The organism is Rugosimonospora acidiphila (assembly GCF_039543385.1).
GTDB classification, from domain to species: Bacteria; Actinomycetota; Actinomycetes; order Mycobacteriales; family Micromonosporaceae; genus Rugosimonospora; species Rugosimonospora acidiphila.
The window spans coordinates 571127-590857 of the sequence record NZ_BAABJQ010000001.1 but is presented as its reverse complement, the minus strand read 5'-3'; the positions used below and the strand labels follow the sequence as shown (position 1 = coordinate 590857).

Genomic DNA, 19731 nt, shown 5'->3' with positions numbered 1-19731 from the left:
CACCAGGACCAGCAGGGTGGCCCGGCCGGTCAACGGGTGTGGCTGCGGCGCCCGGGTGCGCCAGGCGGCGCCGGCCGCGGCGGCCCGGCGCGCGCTGGCCGGCCGCGAGGCGGAGCGGCCGGGGTCGGCCGCCGCCGATCTGGCCGGCACGGCCCGCACCCGGTCGGTGGAGCCCAGCGGCGTGGCCCGGTTCGACGCGGTACGGCCGACACCCGTGCGGGGCGCCGCCCCGCGGGTGGATCGGGGGGTGCCGGCACCGCGGCCGGCCCCGCCGCGTCGGGACTGCCCGCCCCGACCCGGAGTGCGACGCGGCTGCGTCATGCCTGCCTCCCCCGATCTCAACGCCAAGCCCGCCGTTCAGCGGCTCGCGGCGCTGCTCGGATCCGCCGCCGAGCGCCGCCGGCCTCGACGGATCAGACCGTCCCGGTCCTCGCGGTGCCGGTTGGCCGGCACCCCGATCGGCCATGCCGCCCGGGATGCCGGCCGGCTCGCGCCGGCCGGCCACGATCAGTGCCAATGAACGCCGTGCCGGCCGGTGAATCACCGGCCGGCCACGGAATCACTGGTTACGGTACCTCGGGAACGCGCCGGCGCCGGCGTACCGCGCCGCGTCGCCCAGCTCCTCCTCGATGCGCAGCAGCTGGTTGTACTTGGCGACCCGCTCGGAGCGGGCCGGCGCGCCGGTCTTGATCTGGCCACTGCCCACCGCGACCGCGAGGTCGGCGATGGTGGTGTCCTCGGTCTCGCCGGAGCGGTGGCTCATCATGGTCCGGAATCCGGCCCGGTGCGCCAGCTCGACGGCGTCGAGCGTCTCGGTCAGCGAACCGATCTGGTTCACCTTCACCAGCACCGCGTTGGCGGCGCGCTCGGCGATGCCGCGGGCGATGCGGGTCGGGTTGGTCACGAAGAGGTCGTCGCCGACGATCTGGATCCGGTCACCGAGCTGCGCGGTCATCGCGGCCCAGCCGGCCCAGTCCTCCTCGGCCAGCGGGTCCTCGATGGACACGATCGGGTAGGACTCGACCAGCTTGGCGTAGTAGCTGATCATCTCGTCGGCCGACTTGGCCGAACCCTCGAAGGTGTAGGCGCCGTCGGAGAAGAATTCCGTGGCCGCGACGTCGAGCGCGAGCACGATGTCCTTGCCCAGCTCGTACCCCGCGATGCCGACCGCCTCGCCGATCAGGTCCAGGGCGGCGGCGTTGTGCGGCAGGCTGGGCGCGAAGCCGCCCTCGTCGCCCAGGCCGGTGGACAGGCCCTGCTTCTTCAGTACGCCCTTGAGTGCGTGGTACACCTCGGCACCGCTGCGCACTGCCTCCCGGAAGTCCGGCGCGCCGATCGGCGCGATCATGAACTCCTGGATGTCGACGTTCGAGTCGGCGTGCGCCCCGCCGTTGAGGATGTTCATCATCGGTACCGGCAGCAGGTGGGCGTTCGGGCCGCCCAGGTACCGGAACAGGCTCAGGCTGGACGAGTTGGCGCCGGCCTTCGCCACGGCCAGGGAGACGCCGAGGATGGCGTTGGCGCCCAGCTCGGACTTGTCGGGCGTGCCGTCCACATCAAGCATCTTCTGGTCGATCGCCCGCTGATCGGTCACGTCGTAGCCGACCAGCTCGGGGAAGATCTTCTCCTCGATGTTGTCGACCGCCTTCTGGACACCCTTGCCCAGGTACCGGTCCTTGTCCCCATCGCGCAGTTCGAGCGCCTCGAAGGCGCCGGTGGAGGCGCCGGACGGGACGGCGGCGCGGGCGATGGTACCGTCGTCGAGCCCGATCTCGACCTCAACGGTCGGGTTTCCCCGCGAGTCGAGAATCTCCCGGGCGACGATTGCCTCGATGGTGGCCACTCTGGCCTCGCTCTCCTCTTGTCGATCACCTAGGGCCCGCGACGGTGCGCGCCGAGGTCGGGCGGGCACGTGTGCCCGCTCTGCCGAGACTATCGAGCAGGATCGCGCACCAGAGCACCGCCTCCCGGGCCGGCGGCGAGTGGGATTATCAGGGATAATTCGGCCCGGATTAGCAATAGAGTTGCCGTTGGGCCAGATCAGCGGCGAGGCTTAGGCCATGCGTCTCGCGCCGCAATCGCTCCGCGCTCGACGTACCTTCGCCGCAGTCGCCTGCACGCTGGTCGCCGTCTCGACCGGGATGTCGATGACCGCCTGTGGCGCGGTCGGCGACGGGCAACAACTCAGCAGTCGGGCACAGCTGGTAGATGATCTCGCCAGCCGGATGTCCAGCGCCGGTTCGCTGACCTATACGGCCACCTACTCGCTGCCCCGCGGCGCCAGCGCGACGATCGCCCAGGCCCAGGATCCGGTGCGGGCGGCGTACACCTACCCGGCCGGCAAGCTGGTGCTCACCCCCGAGGAGACCGCCGACTGCCGCACCCAGTCCCGCTCCACCACCTGCACCCTGACCCCGCCGCCGTCGCCGCTGGGCGATCCCACCACCGCGTTGCTGTCGCAGATCGGCAGCCGGGGGCTGATCGCGCCGGCCATGGTGATCAGCCTGTTCGGCGCCGTCGCGCTGGACGACGACACGATGGTGACCCAGCACGACACGACGCTGTCCGGCGAGCACGCGACGTGCCTGGACGTGAGCAACCTGAGCAACGCGCCGTCGACCAGCTTCAGCGCGTGCATCACCACGGACGGGCTGCTCGGCAGCTTCGAGGGCACGGTCGCCGGCAACACGATCGACGTCACCCTCAGCCAGTACGAGAGCACGGTCGCCGCGGACGCGTTCGCGCTGCCGAGCGACGCCGCGACCATTGACAAGCGCCCGAGGCAGACGAAGTAGCACAAAGCAGACGGCCGCCATTCGGTCGCCGCCACCCGCGAACGGGCGGCTCAGGAGCGGTCCACGCTCAGCTGCGACAGGCCGCCGACCGCGTCCAACTCGTACCGGTCGGTTGCGGAGTTCCAGCCGTCCGCCGGGTACACGGTGTTCCCGGACACGCCGGAGTGCACCACCCCGTCGATGCTGGCCCGAGCCGCACCGCCGGTCACCCGCACCTGGACCGGAACGCCGGCCGGGGCGTGTACCGCGAACTCGCTCGCCCCGCCACCCTCCCGCACCGTGACCGTGCCGCTGGGTCGGGGAAGCCACAGCTCGACGCTGGACACGCCGCTGGCGAGGTCCACCCCGGAGATCGGGGCGCCACGCAGGTCGAGGCGGGCCTGGTCGGCGCCGCCGGCGAGCCGGAGCTGCCAGGTGACCCGGGAGCTGAGCAGCACCGTGACGGCCGCCGGCCCACCGCCTCCCGGTGCGCCGGACAGACCCACCAGTACCGAACCGTCCTGGTCGGTGGTCCTCGGTACCGCGCCGGAGCCGTCCGGGGTGGTGATCCGGTACAGCCGGTCGCCGAGGTCGCCGCCGCGTACCGTCACCAGCGTCACGCCCGATGCCAGGTCGAGTCGGGCCTCGTGCCGGCCGTCCAGCGGCGCGGACACCGTGTGGCCGCTTCCGGACGGGCCGCCCCGGTGGCGCACCACGACGGTCACCACGGCCAGCATGACCGCCGTGAGCAGCAGCGCCAGCAGGATCACCAGGCCGGTGTAGATCAGCCTGCGGTCGGGGTCGGCGGCGGGCGGCCCGGTGCGGACGGGCGTATCAACGGCCATGAGTGAGCCCGTACCCACTCGGGCCGCGCCGACAAACCCGTGCAGTTTGCCGGAGCCGCCGCGGGGGCACTCAGACATCGCGAAAACAACGCTGTCGACAGGCCGATGCGCGGGAGGTGTCCTTGATGGGCAGCCAGTGGGGTGGACGGACCCGGGAAGCGGAACGCGTCACCACGGAGGCGTTCCACGAGTTGGTCGCCGCGGTCGAGGCGGGCGGGCACGGCGCGAAATCGCTGGTCCACCGCGGCGTGGGCCTGGCCCACCGCGGCCTCGACCTGGCCGACGAGGCCGGCGACCGGCTCGGTACGGCGGGCGAACGGCTGGGTTCGGCGGGCGACCGGATCGGGTCGGCGATGAACGAAAGTCGGCGGCGAGCCGCCGCGGCGATGGACGCGCTCGCCGGGCGCCGGGCGCCGATCCAGTGGGAATGGATCGCCGCCGGCGCGGTGACCGGCCTGGTCGTCGGCTGGCTGGCCTCGCGGGTGACCCGCCGCGCGGCCGAGGAGGCGCTGGTCCTGGAGGACGTCGACTCCGTCGTCGCCGACGAGGAGCCCGGCCACCGGAGCAACGGCCACGGAAGAAACGCCCATGAGATCAATGGCCACGAGATCAACGCCCCCAAGAGCAAGGAACCCGAGAGCAGGGGCGTGGCCTGATCGAGACCGGCCCGGCCGGATCCCAGCGCGACCGCACTCACCGCGCCGGGATCGACCGGGCCGGCCGGGTCACAGACCCAGCAGCGTGCGCAGATGCCGCGGTGCCGGCGAGCCGTGGGCGAGCATCTGGTCGTGCCAGTCCCGCACCGAGGTACCGGTCGGCCGGGCCCGGGCGATCGCCGCGACCTCGGTGTACCCGACGAAGTAGGTCGACAGCTGGGTCGAGGTGAGTTGGGCCCGGCGCCACTTGCCGGCCGCCTCACCCTCCTCCTGGAAGGCGCGCTGCGTCATCATCGCCATCGCGTCGGCCTCGGTGAGCCCATCGCAGTGCACCAGCTGGTCGAGGATCGCGTTGAGCGCGCTGCGCAGCTGCATCTTGAGCTGCTGGAGCCGCAGCGGTGCGCCACCGAAGCCGTACTGCGCCATCAGCTCCTCGGTGTACACCGCCCAACCCTCCACGAACGGGCCGGACCGGCGCAGCGACCGCACCCTGGTGGAACCGCGGTACCGCCGGGAGTGCGCCAGCTGCAGGAAGTGGCCCGGCATCGCCTCGTGTACCGAGAGGTTGCGGACCATGTGGTCGTTGTACTCCCGGTAGAACGACGTGATCCGCTCCGGCGACCAGTCGGTGGGCGTGGGCGAGATGCAGAAGAACGTGGGAACGTCGGCCGTCTCCAGCGCGCCGGGCGGGTCGCAGTAGGCCACCGCGATGCCCCGGGCGAACTCGGGCATCTCCTGGATCACGCACGGATCGTCCACCAGCGACACCAGTTCGTGCGCGCGGACGAACTCCGTCGTCTCGTCCAGGCTATGCCGGGCCAGATCCACGATGGACGTGTTGTCCGGGCGCTGTTCGGCGAGCCGGTCGAGAGCCGCGCGCGCGGTCTCATCGGTGGCCGGGCCGCCGATCAGTTCGGCCGCCGCCTCGCGCAGCGCCGCGCCCATCGTCTCCATGGTGGCCTGCGCCCGGGACAGCACCTCGGCCGCGCTCAACTCGGTGTCCAGGGTGTGCCACAGCCGGGCCTCCCACAGCCGTCGCCCCAGCCGGGGGTCGCGGCCGGGCCCGCCGTCGGCGAGCCGGTCGCGCAGCCAGCCGCCGAACTCCTCCAGCGCGGCGCTGGCCAGCGCGGCGGCCGGCTCCACCCGACCGGCCAGCGCCGGCGTCTCGGCCAGCAGCCGGGGCACCTCGTCGGCGATCAGCGCCCCGGTGCCGGCGAACTGCCCGACCGCCGTCTCCAGGTGGACGCGCGGGCAGTCGGTCAGCACGTCCCGCGCCGTGGCGAGCGCGTCGGGGATGGCCGCCATCCGTAGCGCCAGGCTCTCCAGGCGCTGCTCGACCGGCGCGTACGGCCGGGAGATCAGCTCGTGCAGCATGGCGCCGGGGTTGTGCGCCAACGGGTTCCACTCGGACTCGCGCACCTCGGTGCGCTCGAACAGCAGCCGGTCCACGAAGGACATCAGGATCTCGTGGTCCACCCGCTCCTGCGGATCGAGCGTGTCATCGTCCACTTGGGACAGAGCGGCGGAGGCATCGCGCAACATCGCCACGTCCCGGGCGACGGCCTCGGTGGACAGGTCCGGCAGCCGGCCGTCGAACCGGTGGTCTCCGGCGTCGGACGCCAGGTCGGGGTTGGCCTCCAGGATGGCCTCGACCACCCGCTCGGCCATGGGTACAAAATCGTCGGACACCCCAGCAACCTACCGGAGCAGCCGCCCGATCGCAGCGACCGCTGCCCGCAACCGGTCGGGCGGCATGGCCCCGTACCCGATCACCAGACCGGGCGGCCCAGCCGCGCCGACCCGCGTGGTGGACAGGGCCAGCGCCCCGATGCCCCGCGCACCGGCCCGCCCGGCCAGGGCGACGTCATCGACCCCGGGCGGCAGGGTGACCAGCAGGTGCATGCCCGCCGCGACCCCGGTGACGGTGGCCGCCGGCAGGTGCTCGGCCACCGCGGCGACCGCCACGTCTCGGCGGCCCCGGTACAAGCGGCGAACGGTGCGCAGGTGCCGGTCGTACCCGCCGGAGGCGAGCAGCTGCGCGAGGGCGAGCTGCTCGAGTACGGGTCCACCGTTGTCCGCCGCCGATTTGGCCACGGCCAGCTCCGCCATCAGCCCGGCCGGCCCGGCCAGCCAGCCCAACCGCAGCGCCGGGGCCAGCGCCTTGCTCACCGAGCCGACCAGCGCCACCGCCTGCGGCGCCATGCCCTGCAGGCAGCCGACCGGATCGCGGTCGTAACGGAATTCGGCGTCGTAGTCGTCCTCGACGATCAACCCGCCGGTACGGACGGCCCAGGCGATGAGCGCGGTACGCCGCGCCGGCGACAGCACCACCCCGGTCGGGAACTGATGCGCCGGCGTGACCAGCACGGCGGGCAGCCGGCCCCGGGACAGCGCGGCGACGTCCAGCCCGTCCGCGTCGACCGGCACCGGTACCGGGCGCAGGCCGGCCGCGATCAGGTGCTCACGGATGGCCGGGCTGCCCGGATCCTCCACCCCGATCCGGTCCGCCCCCCGGGCCCGGAGTACCGCCGCCAGTAGCGCCAGGGCCTGGGCCGCGCCGGAGGTGACCAGCAGTCCCTCCGCCTCCACCCGGGCCGCTCGTACCCGCCGTAGATAGCCGGCCAGCTCGGCGCGCAGGCGGGGAGCCCCGGCCGGGTCGCCGTAGTCGAGGTCGCTGTCCGCGGCCGTGCGCAGCGCCGCCTCGTACGCGCGGCGCCAGGCCTGTCGGGGAAACCGGGCGAGGTCCGGGATGCCGGGCCGAAGCGCGACGACCGGGGCCGGCCGCACCGGTCCGGGCGCCTCGGGCGGCACGGCACTGCCACTGCCACTGCCACTGCCACTGCCGACGAACGTGCCGGAGCCGTGCCGGGCGGTCAGCCGGCCCTCGGCCAGCAACTGCTCGTAGGCGCCGACCACCACCCCGCGCGACACGCCGAGTTCCCCGGCCAGATCGCGGCTCGCCGGCAGCCGGGTGCCCGCGGCCAGCCGGCCGTCGGCGATCGACTCCCGCAGCGCCACGGCGAGCTGCTCCCCGAGCGACCCGGCCCGGCGGTCGAGGGCGAACAAGTGGTCCCCTATCTAGGCGCGTCATTGGTCCTTCTCAGTAGACCATTCCACTCCGTACCGTCGCCAGCATGCGATCGACCGGTGCCGCCCTGTGCGCCACAGCGATGACCATTCTCGGCAGTTCCTTCCCCGTCACCGGGCAGCTGACCGGGTACCCGGCGCTACCGGCCCAGGCGGCCCGGTACCTGATCGCCGCGGCGCTGCTGTGGGCGCTGGTACCCCGAACGGGCGGCCGCGGACCGAACGGCCCCGACCTGCTACGGCTCGCCGGACTCGCGGCCACCGGGCTGGTCGCGTTCAACGTCTGTGTGGTCGAGACGCTCCGGCACGCCCAGCCGGCCGTGCTCGGCACCATGGTGGGCGGCGCCCCGCTGGTGCTGTCGGTCCTGGGCCCGGCGTTCTCCGGGCGCCGGCCGTCGACGCGCATCGTGGGCAGCTGCGCGATCGTGGTGGCCGGCATCGCCCTGGTGCAGGGCGGCGGGCACACGAGCGCGGCCGGGCTGTGGTGGGCGTTCGGCGCGCTCGCCGGTGAGGTGTTCTTCTCCCTGCTCGCCGCGCCGCTGCTGACCGGGCTGGGTCCGGTACGGGTGTCCGCGTGGGCCTGCTCCCTGGCCGTCCCGGAGTTGGTCATCGCGGCCACCGTGACCGGGGGTTGGCGGGGGCTGCGGGTACCGACGGTGACCGAGGCCGCAGCTCTGGCGTACCTCGGGGTGGTGCTCACCGTGGTGGCGTTCGTGTGCTGGTACGGCGGGCTACGCCGGCTGGGCGTGGAGCGGGCCGGCATGTTCGCCGGGCTGCTGCCGGTCGCCTCGCTGGCCGGTACCGCCCTGATCGACCGGGTGACGCCGGCGCCCGCCGCACTGCTCGGCACCCTGCTGGTCACCGCCGGTCTGGCCGCCGGATTGTCGAACTGGCGAGCGACACCGAGCCGCACCGTGCCGCAGACACGGACGATGACGCAGACGCAGACGCAGACGATGGTGCCGGAGGAATGCGCGACGCCGGTGGATCAGGCGGAGCGTTCGGCCGCGCGGACCCGCTCGGCGTAGGCGCTCACGGTCCGGCGCAGCGCCGCCTCCGCGTCCTCGGGGCTGTCGGCCACCAGGCGCAGCAGCTTGGCGCCCAACTCCTCGCCATCCCCGCCGTCTGGCGGGACCGCGAGCCCGGCCCGGTTCGCCCGCGACAGGACCTTCGCGGCCAGCGCCAGCGCCGGCTGGGACCAGGCGATGCCGTCCAGCACCGAGGCGCGGGCCTTCTCGGCCTTCTTGATCCGTTCCCACTGCTCGGTGATCTCTTCGAGGTCGCCGACCTGCTCCGCGCCGAACACGTGCGGGTTGCGCCGGATCAGCTTGTCGACCAGGTCACCGGCCACGTCATCGACGCTCCAGCCCTGCCCGTCGGGCACGTTCTCGGCGAGCCGGGCGTGCAGCACCACCTGCAGCAGCACGTCGCCCAACTCCTCGCGCAGCGCGTCGAGGTCGTCGGCCTCGATGGCGTCATACGCCTCGTACGCCTCCTCGAGCATGAACTTCGCCAGGCTGCGGTGCGTCTGAGCCAGCTTCCACGGGTCCCCGCCGGGCGAGGCCAGCCGGTCCATCACGGTCACCACGTCCAGCAGCCGGGCGCCGGGCGGGTCCCACGACCCGTACATCAGCTCCAGCTCGGCGAGGCCGGGCTCGCGGGCCAGCCGCAGCCCGAGGTCGCGAGCCAGCTCCTCGTCGCCGCCCGGCGCGGCCAGCCAGACCGCGTCGCCCGCGGCCAGCAGGTCCGTCACCCCGGTTTCGGTGATCGTCACAGGTACCCCGACGGCGCGCAGCGCGGCGGCCTGCGGGCCGTCCACCGCGGTGAACACCGGGGCCGAACGCACCGCGTCCCACGCGGCGGCAGTCAGCAACCCGGCCGGCAGCCGCGGCGAGGTCACCAGCAGGACGATCCGGCCGGGCATGGGGCCGCTACTGCTGCGGCGGCTGGTCGGCCGATGGCGTGGCGGTCGGCTTGGTGTCCACCACGGGCTGGCTGGCGCCCGGGCCCAGCGGCAGCAGCACGGAGTCGAACGAGCCGCTCTGGGTGCTCAGCCGCTCCACCGGGTACGCCAGCGGGCGGTACCGCGGGTTGACCGTGACCTTCGCCGGGCCCTCCGCCTTGACCAGCTCGTTGCGCGCGGCGAGGTCCTGCGGCAGCCCCTGCACCTGCTGGAGCTGGGGCTTGGCCTGGTCGAACGTGTTCGCCGGCAGGATCCCCGCGGTGACCGCCGCGTCGTACACCGAGCGCAGGTCGGAGTCGGTCGGCTGGTAGCCGGCGCCGACGGCCTGGCCGATCGCCTGGGTGCCGGCCAGCACGGTGGCCAGCGCGGAGGCGTACGCCGAGGTCGCCGGGACCTGATAGAACTGGGCGACCTGGGACTCGTCGACGGGCTGCGGCGTGATGCCCCGCTGGCTCAGCACCTGCTGGGTGAGCCGCTCGGCGACCAGCACCCCGACCACCTGGGTGCGCGACGGCACGCTCTCCTGAACGGGTTGCTGCTGCCCCTTGGTGGCCTGGTTGTCCCGATCGACGGCGCGCTGCGCGTCGTCGACCATGTGGTCAACCTGGGTCTCGGTGATCTTGGACCCGTCGACGTAAGCGGCGACGGTGGGGTCCGAGCGACAACCGGTCAGCGCGGCGAGTGCCAGCGCACCGGCGGCGGCTGCGGCGAACAGGCGGCGGCGAGGCATGGGGCACACTCTCTCACGCCGGCCGGCCCGCGCCGCCTCGGGGGCCAGCGACTTTGACCTCGCCGACCGTGAGCGGGCCGACCACCGGGGCCGCGCGGGGTGATCTTCGCAGGCCCGGCCGGGCCTTCCGGGGCACCGGCGGCCCGGCCCTCGGGGCCCACGCGTTCGGGCCCGGCCGCGCGGCCCGGACTTGGGCCGCACGGTCGGGGATCAGGCCCGGGCCTCGACCGGCTTCGGCGTGCCCAGCACCGTCGTGATCAGCTCGGCGCACCAGTCCAGCAGGCCGGTGTCCCGCAGCGGCTCGCCGCCCACCCGGCGGGTCGACGGCCGGGGCAGCGACACCTGGTCGGTGGCCGTCTTGTACACCGCCTCCGGGTAGAGCCGGCGCAGCCGCAGCTGCTTGGAGTCGGGCAGCGGCATCGGTGAGAACCGGATGTGCCGCCCCTGGAGGGACACATCCGTCAACCCGTGCGCCCGGGCCAGCAACCGGAACCGGGCCACCGCCACCAGGTTGGCCACCTGCTCGGGCGGGGTGCCGTACCGGTCCTGCATCTCGGTGACCGCCTCGGTCAGCGCCTCCTCCGACCGGGCGGAGGCCAGCTTCCGATACATCTCCAGGCGCAGCCGCTCCACCCCGATGTACTCGTGCGGCAGGTGCGCGTCGACCGGAAGGTCGACCTTGACATCGACCTCCTCCTCGTCCGGCTTCTCCCCCTTGAACTGGGACACGGCCTCGCCGACCATCCGCACGTACAGGTCGAAGCCGACGCCCTCGATGTGCCCGGACTGCTCGCCGCCGAGCAGGTTGCCGGCGCCCCGGATCTCCAGGTCCTTCATGGCCACGTACATGCCGGCGCCCAGCTCGGTGTGCTGGGCGATGGTGGCCAGCCGCTCGTGCGCCTGCTCGGTGAGCGGCTTCTCGCCCGGGTACAGGAAGTAGGCGTACGCCCGCTCCCGGCCGCGGCCGACCCGGCCCCGGATCTGGTGCAGCTGGGCCAGGCCGAGCAGGTCGGCCCGCTCCACGATGAGCGTGTTGGCGTTCGGGATGTCGATGCCGGACTCCACGATGGTGGTGCAGACCAGGACGTCGTACTCCTTTTCCCAGAAGCCGACCATCACCTTTTCCAGGGCGTCCTCGCCCATCTGGCCGTGCGCCACCGCGATCCGGGCCTCGGGGACCAGGTCGCGCAGCCGGCGAGCCGCCTTCTCGATGGACTCGACCCGGTTGTGCAGGTAGAACACCTGGCCGTCGCGCAGCAGCTCGCGATGGATGGCCGCGGCCACCTGCCTGTCGTCGTACGCCCCGACGAAGGTGAGCACCGGGTGGCGCTCCTCCGGCGGGGTGGCGATGGTCGACATCTCGCGGATGCCGGTGATGGCCATCTCCAGGGTTCGCGGGATCGGCGTGGCACTCATGGTCAGCACGTCGACGGCGGTGCGCAGCTGCTTGAGGAACTCCTTGTGCTCCACGCCGAAGCGCTGCTCCTCGTCGACCACCACCATGCCGAGCTGCTTGAACCTGGTGCTGTTCTGCAGCAGCCGGTGGGTACCGATGACGATGTCGGCGGTGCCCTCGGCCGCCATGGTCAGGGTCTGCTCCGCCTCCTTCGGTGTCTGGAACCGGGACAGCTGGCGGATCGTCACCGGGAACTGGTTCATCCGCTCGGCGAACGTGTTGTAGTGCTGCTGCACCAGCAGGGTCGTCGGCACCAGGACCGCCACCTGCTTGCCGTCCTGCACGGCCTTGAACGCCGCCCGTACCGCGATCTCGGTCTTCCCGTACCCGACGTCGCCACAGATCAGCCGGTCCATCGGTACCGGCTTCTCCATGTCCGTCTTGACCTCCTCGATGGCGGAGAGCTGGTCGGGCGTCTCCGTGTACGGGAAGGCGTCCTCCAGCTCCCGCTGCCAGGGGGTGTCCGGACCGTACGCGTACCCGCGTGAGTTCTGCCGGGCGGCGTAGAGCTGGATCAGCTGGGCCGCTATCTCCCGCACCGCCTTGCGGGCCCGCGCCTTGGACTTGGCCCAGTCCGACCCGCCCAGCTTGTGCACGGTCGGCGACTCCCCGCCGACGTACCGGGAGAGCTGGTCGAGCTGGTCGGTCGGCACGAACAACCGGTCACCGGGCTGGCCCCGCTTGGCGGCCGCGTACTCGATGACCAGGTACTCCCGCTCCGCACCGTTCACGGCGCGCTGCACCATCTCCAGGTACCGGCCGATGCCGTGCTGCTCGTGCACCACGTAGTCGCCGGGTCGCAGCTCCAGCGGGTCGATGGTGTTGCGCCGGCGGCTGGGCATCTTGCGCATGTCCCGGGTGGACGCGCCGCGCCCGCCCGAGATGTCGGTGCCGGTGACCACCGCGAGCCGGGACGCCTCGTCGACGAAGCCGAACTCCAGGCCGCCGGTGGTGACGATCACGGTGCCCGGCGCCGGTGGCTCGGCGATGTCGCCGGCCAGCGTGACCCCGAGGCCGGCATCGCGCAGCACCTCGACCGAGCGCTGGGCCGGGCCGGTGCCGGCGAACACCATGGCCACCCGCCAGCCCTCGCCGGACCAGCGCTTGAGGTCGTCCAGCACCCGCGCGGTGTCGCCGTGGTAGAGCGGCACCGGCTGGGCGGACAGGGCCAGCGCCCGGCCGAGGTCGGGTGTCACGGTGGTCTCGGGCAGCGGCTCCTCCCACGGCTGCGCCTCGACCGGCGCGGCCGCCTCCACCACCCCGAACGGCGAGATCGACCACCAGGGCTGCCCCAGCTCGGCGGCGGTGGCCCGGACCTCGGCCAGGGTGCGGAACGCCGCCGCGCCCAGGTCGATCGGAGCCTGCCCGCCGACCGCGGCGGCAGCCCAGCTGGCCTCCAGGAACTCGGCGCTGGTGCGGACCAGGTCGTGCGCCCGGGTGCGGATGCGCTCCGGGTCGCAGAGCACCACGACGGTCTGCACCGGCATCTCGTGCAGCAGCAGTTGCAGGTCGCCCGGTACCAGCACCGGAGACAACGACTCCATGCCCTCGACCGGAATACCCTCGGCCAGCTTGTCCAGGATCTCGGCCAGCGCCGGGTGCCGCTCCGAAAGCTGCGCGGCCCGCGCGCGGACCTCCGGCGTGAGCAGCAGTTCCCGGCACGGTGGCGCCCACAGCCGGTCGGCGGTCGCGAGGGTGCGCTGGTCGGCGACGGCGAAGGTGCGGATCTCCTCGATGTCGTCGCCCCAGAACTCCACCCGCAGCGGATGCTCTTCGGTGGGCGGGAACACGTCGAGGATCCCGCCGCGTACGGCGAACTCGCCCCGCTTCTCGACCAGGTCGACCCGGGCGTACGCGATGTCGCTCAGCCGCCGTACCACGTCTTCAAGATCCGCACTGCCGCCGGTGCGCAGCTCGACCGGCTCCAGGTCGCCGAGGCCACGCAACTGCGGCTGGAGCACGGACCGGACGGGCGCGACCACCACGCGTACCGGGCCCCGCTCGTCCGGGTGGGCCAGCCGGCGCAACGCCGCCAGCCGCCGCCCGACGGTGTCCGAGCGCGGCGAGAGCCGCTCGTGCGGCAGCGTCTCCCAGGCCGGGTAGACCACCACCTGGTCGGGGGGCAGCAGGCAGTCCAGCGCGTTGGCAAGATCATCGGCCTCCCGGGAGGTCGCGGTCACCGCCAGCACCGGCCGCCCCGCCCCGCCGGCGCGGGTATCGCCGGTGCCGTCGCCCGACTGCGCGGCCAGCGCGGCGACCACGAACGGGCGCAGCGCGGCGGGCGCGGTCAGGTCCAGCTGGTCGGCGGCGGCCGCGTGGGCGGCGTCCGGACCGGCGGAGTTCCGAGCGAGATCGCGAGCGGTCCGCAGGGCGGGATCCGCGAGAGCGGATTCAAGGAGGCCGTGAAGCTTCATCAATGTCACTTTCCGTAGTCAACGGGCACGCGACAAGCCCCCTCGCCCAGGCTGGACGGGGGGTAGACCACTCAAGACTACTCGCGGCGACGGCCCGATCGGCCAGTGACCGCAGCTAGCTGTGATCATGGGGTACCCCGGCCCGGGGGGCGGCGCCCCCTAACCCGCCCGGCGATGGGCACCAGCGTGACGAGCGCCTCGCTCCGAAGGCTCCGGCAACGGATAGCATGCCATTGCGGACAACGCGGTCCCACCGACGATGCCCTCTTCAAGGAGCCAACGTGGCCGATCGCACCGATCCTTCCGCCGCCCTACGGGCAGACATCCGTCGCCTGTCGACGCTGCTCGGGCACACCCTCGTCCGGCAGGAGGGTCAAGCGCTGCTTGACCTGGTCGAAGAGGTTCGGGCGCTCGTCCGCGCCGACGCCACCGAGGCCGCCACGCGCCTGGCCGCGGTCGACGTTGGCACCGGCACCAAGCTGGCGCGGGCTTTCTCCACCTACTTCCACCTGGCCAACGTCACCGAGCAGGTGCACCGGGCACGGGAGCTGCGCCAGATCCGGGCGGCCCGGGGCGGCTGGCTGGACCAGGCGGCCCGGTTGATCTCGGAGCGCGGGGTCCCGTCCGACGAGATCGCCTCCGCCGCCCGGCGGCTCGCGATCCGCCCGGTCTTCACCGCGCACCCGACCGAGGCCGCCCGCCGCTCGATCCTGTCCAAGCTGCGCGGGGTGGCCGACCAGCTGGACTCCGAGGCGGCCGCCGCCGCCCTGTTCGGCGCCGCGACCGTGGCCGGCAATGGCACCGCCGCCGGCAATGGCACCGCCGCCGCCGATGGCGGGGTGCGCCCCGCGGACCGGCGGCTGGCCGAGCTGATCGATCTGCTCTGGCAGACCGACGAGCTGCGGCTCAACCGGCCCGACCCGACCGACGAGGCCCGCAACGCGGTCTACTACCTGACCGACCTGTACGGCGACGCGGCTCCCCAGGTGCTCACCGACCTCACCGACACCCTGCGTGGCCTCGGCGTCGAGACCGCGCCGACCGCCCGCCCGCTGTCCTTCGGCACCTGGATCGGCGGCGACCGGGACGGCAACCCCTACGTGACCCCCACGGTCACCCGCGACGTCCTGCTCATCCAGCACGAGCACGGGATCCGGGCCGCCGAGTCGGTGATCGACAGCTTGATCAACGAGGTGTCGGTGTCCCGCCGGCTGCGCGGGGTGTCCCTGGACCTGTCCGCCAGCCTCGCCGCGGACCTGGAGAACCTGCCCGAACTGGCCGAGCGGTTCCGCCGAGTCAACGCCGAGGAGCCCTACCGGCTCAAGGCCCGGTGCATCAAGGTGAAGCTGGCCAACACCCGGGCCCGGCTGGCCGCGCAGGCCCCGCACGTGCCCGGACGGGACTACCTCGGCTCGACCGAGCTGGTCGCCGACCTGGAGCTGATGCGCGCCTCGCTGGCCCGCAACGCCGGGCAGCTGACCGCTACCGGGCGGCTGGCGGAGGTGATCCGGACCATCTCCGCGTTCGGGCTGCACCTGGCGACCATGGACGTGCGCGAGCACGCCGAGGCGCACCACGCGGTGCTGGCCCAGCTGTTCGAGCGGATCGGCGAGGTACGCAGCTACCACGCGCTGTCCCGGCAGGAGCGCACCGAGCTGCTCGCCCGCGAGCTGAGCGGCAAGCGCCCGCTGTCGGGCGTGGACACGCCGCTGACCGACGCCGCCCGCAAGACGTTCGACGTGTTCCGCACCATCCGCCAGGCGCAGGAGCGGTTCGGCCCGGAGGTCGTCGAGTCCTACATCATCTCGATGACGCTCGGGGTCGACGACGTGCTCGCCGCCGTGCTGCTGGCCCGGGAGGCCGGGCTCGTCGACGTGCACAGCGGGCTGGCCCGGGTCGGCTTCGTACCCCTGCTGGAGACCCCCGCCGAGCTGGACGCCGGCGGCGACCTGCTGGACGAGCTGCTGTCCCTGCCGGCCTATCGGGAGCTGGTACGCGCCCGGGGTGACCTGCAGGAGGTGATGCTCGGATACTCCGACTCCAACAAGGAGGCCGGCATCACCACCTCGCAGTGGTCCATCCACCGGGCCCAGCGGGCGCTGCGCGATGTGGCCGCCAAGCACGGCGTGCGGCTGCGGCTGTTCCACGGCCGGGGCGGCACCGTCGGGCGGGGCGGCGGCCCGACCCACGAGGCGATCCTCGCCCAGCCGTTCGGCACGCTGGACGGCGCCATCAAGGTGACCGAGCAGGGCGAGGTCATCTCCGACAAGTACACGCTGCCCGCGCTGGCCAGGGAGAACCTGGAGCTGACCGTCGCCGCGGTGCTGCAGGCGACCCTGCTGCACACCGCGCCGCGGCAGCCCGCCGAGGACCTGGCGACCTGGGACTCGACCATGGACGTGGTCTCCGCCGCGGCGTTCACCGCGTACCGGGGGCTGGTCGAGGACCCGAAGCTGCCCGCGTACTTCTGGGCCGCCACCCCGACCGAGCTGCTCGGCGCGCTGAACATCGGCTCGCGGCCCGCGAAGCGCCCGGACTCGGGTGCCGGCCTGGCCGGGCTGCGCGCGATCCCCTGGGTGTTCGGGTGGACCCAGTCCCGGCAGATCGTGCCGGGCTGGTTCGGCGTGGGCACCGGGCTGGCCGCCGCCCGCGAGGCGGGGCTCGGGCCGGTGCTGGTCGACATGTTCGGCCGGTGGCAGTTCTTCCAGACGTTCCTGTCCAACGTCGAGATGATGCTGACCAAGACCGACCTGAACATCGCCGCCCGGTACGTCGAGACGCTGGTGCCCGAGGAACTGCAACCGATCTTCGAGAAGATCCGCGAGGAGTACCGGCTCACGGTCGACGAGGTGCTGCGGATCACCGGCCAGCCGTCGCTCATGCAGAGCCAGCCGGTGCTCGAGCGGACCCTGGCGGTACGCGACACCTACCTCGAGCCCCTGCACCACCTTCAGGTGGCGCTGCTCGCCCAGTACCGGGCCGGGCGGGGCGCACCGGGCTCGGTACGACCGGCGACCGCCGACCCGACCCTGGAGCGGGCGTTGCTGACCACGGTCAACGGCATCGCGGCCGGCCTGCGGAACACCGGCTGAATTTTCGGTAAACGCGCCGCGCCGCCATCCCGTTCCGGGGTGGCGGCGCGTTCGTCGCTGCTCAGCGCGGGGGCGACAGGCCCCCGGGAGGTCAGAGGATGGCCGCGTCCAGTGCGATCTCGTCCAACGTCCCCTCGGGCTCCCCGTTCTCGATGTCGGCGAAAGTGCGGGTTTCGGGCTCGGTCGGCTCGATCGGCGCCGGCTGGTTCGCACCGTGGTCAACGGGGTAAACCCGCAGGTTGGTCATAAGCGTCTCCTCCTCGCCAGTGCCCCCTAGTACCCTCCGGTTTCCGGTTTGAACCGTGATGGTCGTCTCACCCGGAACTGAGGAACGCGGAATCCTTCGAGGGGTGGTGCTCTCGACCGCAGCCCGTCGTTTTGGAAGACTGTCTCGTCGGGTCGCTGAGGGGATGGTCATGAGCGGGTGGGTCTTGCCGGATGAGGTGCTGCGGGACGCGCCGACGTATGCGCCACGCAGTTATGAGCTGGCAGACCTTGAGCTGCTGCTCTCCGGCGGGTATGCGCCGCTGACGGGATTCCATACCCGGGCCGAGCTGTCGAGCATGGCCCGGCGTGGACGGATGCCCGACGGCACCCCCTGGCCGGTCCCGGTGACCCTGGAAGTACCGACCGTGCTGGTCCAGGCGATGGACACCGGAAACCCCCTGCAGCGGGTGCTGGTGCTCACCGACCCCGAGGGCGCCCCGGTCGCCGCGGTCGACGCCACCGACATCTGGCCGACCCGCGACGGGATGTCCGGGGTCGGCGGCTCGGTGCGCCGGATCGGCGACGGCGGGCACGGCCCGTTCCGCCGGCTGCGCCGCTCCCCCGACGAGGTCAGCGCGCTGCTGCCGCCGGGCCGGGTGCTCGGGGTCATCACCGATCGGCCCCTGCACCGGCCGCAGCTGGCGCAGATCGCGCACGCCGCGCGCACCCTCGCCGGCCACCTGCTGGTGCTCATCCCGGTGGCCACCGCGACGCCGGACGGCCTGCCGCCCGAGGCCCTGGTGCGCAGCGTGCTCGCCGCCCGCGACCGGATGCCACCGGCCACCCTGGTCGCCGTGCCGCTCGCCTCGCACGGCGACGAGATCCGTGACGCGCTGCTGAGAGCCCGGGTGGCCGCCGCCTACGGCGTGACCCACCTGCTGTCCACCGGCGAGACCATGATGTCCGGCGGCGGGCCGCGCGTGCTCATCCCGCGCGAACTGGCGTACGACAGCCGGGACGGCCAGTGGCGCGGCCGGGACGACATCCCGCCGCGGTTCCGGCGGCTCGCCCTGTCCGGCGAGGAGATCGACGATCTGCTCGACCGGGGCAGCCCGCTGCCCGAGTGGCACACCCCGCCCGCGGTCGCCCGCGAGCTGACCCGGGACCGGCCGCCGCGCCGGCATCGCGGCCTGGTCGTGTTCCTCACCGGGCTGTCCGGCTCGGGCAAGTCGACGATCGCCCGCGGGGTGGCCGACGCGCTGCTGGAGACCGGCGAGCGCACGGTCACGATGCTGGACGGCGACGTGGTCCGCCGGGAGCTGTCCGCCGGGCTGTCCTTCTCCAAGGCTGACCGGGACCTCAACGTCCGGCGCATCGGCTGGGTGGCCGCCGAGGTGGCCCGGCACGGCGGCATGGCGCTGTGCTGCCCGATCGCGCCGTACACGGCGGCCCGGGCAACGGCGCGGCAGATGGCCGAGGACGCCGGGGCCGGGTTCGTGCTCGTGCACGTCGCGACCCCGCTGTCGGTGTGCGAGACGCGCGACCGCAAGGGGCTGTATGCCAAGGCCAGGGCCGGCAAGCTGACCGGGATGACCGGGGTGGACGACCCGTACGAGGAGCCGACAGACGCCGATCTGGTGCTGGACACCACGGAGTTGACCGTGGAGGCGGCGGTGGACACCCTGCTGGCACACCTGGCCAAGGCGGGCTGGATCGAGCCGCGCCGCCGGCCGCGTACCTAGTCGGGGCGCGCACCTAGTCGGGGCGCACGTAGACGGGGCCGCGGCTGGTCGGGGCCGCGGCTAGGGCGCCCGCCGGTGGGCCGACGGGCCCGGTATCCCGAGCGGGCGCGGTCCCTAGCGGGTGCATCCCCTAGCGGGCGCATCCGATAGCGGCCGGGGGCGGGTCGCGCCGGTCAGAGGTCCTGGAGGATGCGCAGGGCACGGGAGACCTGGCGCATGGTCGCGGTGTCGGCGATCTCGACCCGGTCGACGAACCAGCGCTTCATCGGGGACGAGAGCCGGTCCGGCATGACCACGTACTGCCCGCACTCGACGGCGAGGGGCGAGTCGCGCAGCCGGTCCTTCTCCACCACCTCGGCGACCAGGACGACGGGGACGTCCGTGCCGTTGTACACATCGGAGCTGATGATCAGGCCGAGTCGCTCGCGGGCCCCCTGGATGAGCCAGATCTCGCCGCGCTGCACGCCGCTCCTATCGGTCGGGGTCGCTCGCCGGCGCCCGCCGACCCGGCACACCATAGATCTCCGCGTCGATCATCGCAATCTCCCGCTCGTCGGCGAGCGCGGCGGTTTCATCGTCCAGGCCCGCCCTGCGGATCGCGTCGGCGTGGGCGTTGAAAATCTCCCGGAGGCTGCGCTCGCGGGCGGCGCGATCTATCCAGGCGGACAGGGAAACGCCGTCGCGCTGGGCCCACTGGCGGGCCTCGGCGATCGTGTCGTCCGAGAAGGACAGAGTCACCTTCGCAGTCATACCGGAGATCCTACC

Annotated in this window: 15 protein-coding genes and 1 pseudogene; 5 read left to right on the top strand and 11 right to left on the bottom strand. The window is 73.1% G+C overall.

All coding sequences use genetic code 11. The features are described from left to right. Both ABEA87_RS02900 and eno read right to left on the bottom strand, forming a co-directional pair. Window positions 1-321, bottom strand: a pseudogene (locus ABEA87_RS02900) (hypothetical protein); the annotation flags it as partial. Window positions 322-559: 238 nt separating this feature from the next. Further along, window positions 560-1843, bottom strand: a complete 1284-nt coding sequence (eno, locus tag ABEA87_RS02895; protein WP_345625702.1) for a phosphopyruvate hydratase — start codon at window positions 1841-1843, stop codon at window positions 560-562. Window positions 1844-2060: 217 nt separating this feature from the next. Here eno and ABEA87_RS02890 point away from each other — a divergent pair, with 217 nt between their 5' ends. Further along, window positions 2061-2795, top strand: coding sequence for a hypothetical protein (locus tag ABEA87_RS02890; protein ID WP_345625700.1), 735 nt, complete (start codon window positions 2061-2063; stop codon window positions 2793-2795). 50 nt (window positions 2796-2845) lie between these two features. Here ABEA87_RS02890 and ABEA87_RS02885 read toward each other — a convergent pair whose 3' ends face one another. Beyond that, on the bottom strand, window positions 2846-3619 hold the full coding sequence (locus ABEA87_RS02885) for a hypothetical protein (protein ID WP_345625698.1): 774 nt from the start codon (window positions 3617-3619) through the stop codon (window positions 2846-2848). A 125-nt stretch (window positions 3620-3744) separates the two neighbouring features. On the opposite strand from ABEA87_RS02885, the gene ABEA87_RS02880 reads away from it, so the two are divergent. After that, window positions 3745-4275 (top strand): hypothetical protein, encoded by a 531-nt coding sequence (locus ABEA87_RS02880; protein WP_345625697.1) that lies wholly within the window; start codon window positions 3745-3747, stop codon window positions 4273-4275. 69 nt (window positions 4276-4344) lie between these two features. On the opposite strand, the gene ABEA87_RS02875 is transcribed toward ABEA87_RS02880, so the two are convergent. Continuing rightward, window positions 4345-5943: a DUF885 domain-containing protein gene (locus ABEA87_RS02875; protein ID WP_345625787.1), complete on the bottom strand. Its 1599-nt coding sequence runs from the start codon at window positions 5941-5943 to the stop codon at window positions 4345-4347. 30 nt (window positions 5944-5973) lie between these two features. Further along, window positions 5974-7341 (bottom strand): MocR-like pyridoxine biosynthesis transcription factor PdxR, encoded by a 1368-nt coding sequence (pdxR, locus tag ABEA87_RS02870; RefSeq protein ID WP_345625696.1) that lies wholly within the window; start codon window positions 7339-7341, stop codon window positions 5974-5976. 68 nt (window positions 7342-7409) lie between these two features. Between pdxR and ABEA87_RS02865 the strand changes: the two genes are divergently transcribed. Continuing rightward, on the top strand, window positions 7410-8390 hold the full coding sequence (locus ABEA87_RS02865; RefSeq protein WP_345625694.1) for a DMT family transporter: 981 nt from the start codon (window positions 7410-7412) through the stop codon (window positions 8388-8390). Here ABEA87_RS02865 and ABEA87_RS02860 read toward each other — a convergent pair. The 3 genes from ABEA87_RS02860 to mfd all read right to left on the bottom strand — a co-directional run bounded on the left by ABEA87_RS02860 (window position 8351) and on the right by mfd (window position 13925). After that, window positions 8351-9286: a nucleoside triphosphate pyrophosphohydrolase gene (locus ABEA87_RS02860; protein ID WP_345625692.1), complete on the bottom strand. Its 936-nt coding sequence runs from the start codon at window positions 9284-9286 to the stop codon at window positions 8351-8353. The genes ABEA87_RS02865 and ABEA87_RS02860 overlap by 40 nt on opposite strands. Window positions 9287-9293: 7 nt before the next feature. Further along, window positions 9294-10055 carry a hypothetical protein gene (locus ABEA87_RS02855; protein ID WP_345625690.1) on the bottom strand — a complete coding sequence of 254 codons (762 nt, stop codon included), beginning with the start codon at window positions 10053-10055 and terminating at the stop codon, window positions 9294-9296. A 210-nt stretch (window positions 10056-10265) separates the two neighbouring features. Next, the gene (gene mfd / locus ABEA87_RS02850; protein ID WP_345625689.1) at window positions 10266-13925 is read right to left on the bottom strand and encodes a transcription-repair coupling factor; all 3660 of its coding nucleotides are present in this window, start codon (window positions 13923-13925) and stop codon (window positions 10266-10268) included. A 281-nt stretch (window positions 13926-14206) separates the two neighbouring features. Here mfd and ppc point away from each other — a divergent pair, with 281 nt between their 5' ends. Continuing rightward, entirely contained in the window at window positions 14207-17017 is a 2811-nt protein-coding gene (gene ppc / locus ABEA87_RS02845; protein ID WP_425570720.1) for a phosphoenolpyruvate carboxylase, read from the top strand. 91 nt (window positions 17018-17108) lie between these two features. Here ppc and ABEA87_RS02840 read toward each other — a convergent pair whose 3' ends face one another. Then, complete coding sequence (locus tag ABEA87_RS02840) at window positions 17109-17264, bottom strand: hypothetical protein (protein ID WP_345625686.1); 156 nt, start codon at window positions 17262-17264, stop codon at window positions 17109-17111. 169 nt (window positions 17265-17433) lie between these two features. Here ABEA87_RS02840 and cysC point away from each other — a divergent pair, with 169 nt between their 5' ends. Continuing rightward, complete coding sequence (gene cysC, locus ABEA87_RS02835; RefSeq protein WP_345625684.1) at window positions 17434-18966, top strand: adenylyl-sulfate kinase; 1533 nt, start codon at window positions 17434-17436, stop codon at window positions 18964-18966. Window positions 18967-19139: 173 nt separating this feature from the next. On the opposite strand, the gene ABEA87_RS02830 is transcribed toward cysC, so the two are convergent. Then, window positions 19140-19484, bottom strand: coding sequence for a type II toxin-antitoxin system PemK/MazF family toxin (locus ABEA87_RS02830; protein ID WP_345625682.1), 345 nt, complete (start codon window positions 19482-19484; stop codon window positions 19140-19142). Next, window positions 19438-19716 carry a DUF6364 family protein gene (locus ABEA87_RS02825; RefSeq protein ID WP_345625680.1) on the bottom strand — a complete coding sequence of 93 codons (279 nt, stop codon included), beginning with the start codon at window positions 19714-19716 and terminating at the stop codon, window positions 19438-19440. The genes ABEA87_RS02830 and ABEA87_RS02825 overlap by 47 nt, the downstream gene beginning before the upstream one ends. Window positions 19717-19731 lie beyond the last annotated feature (15 nt).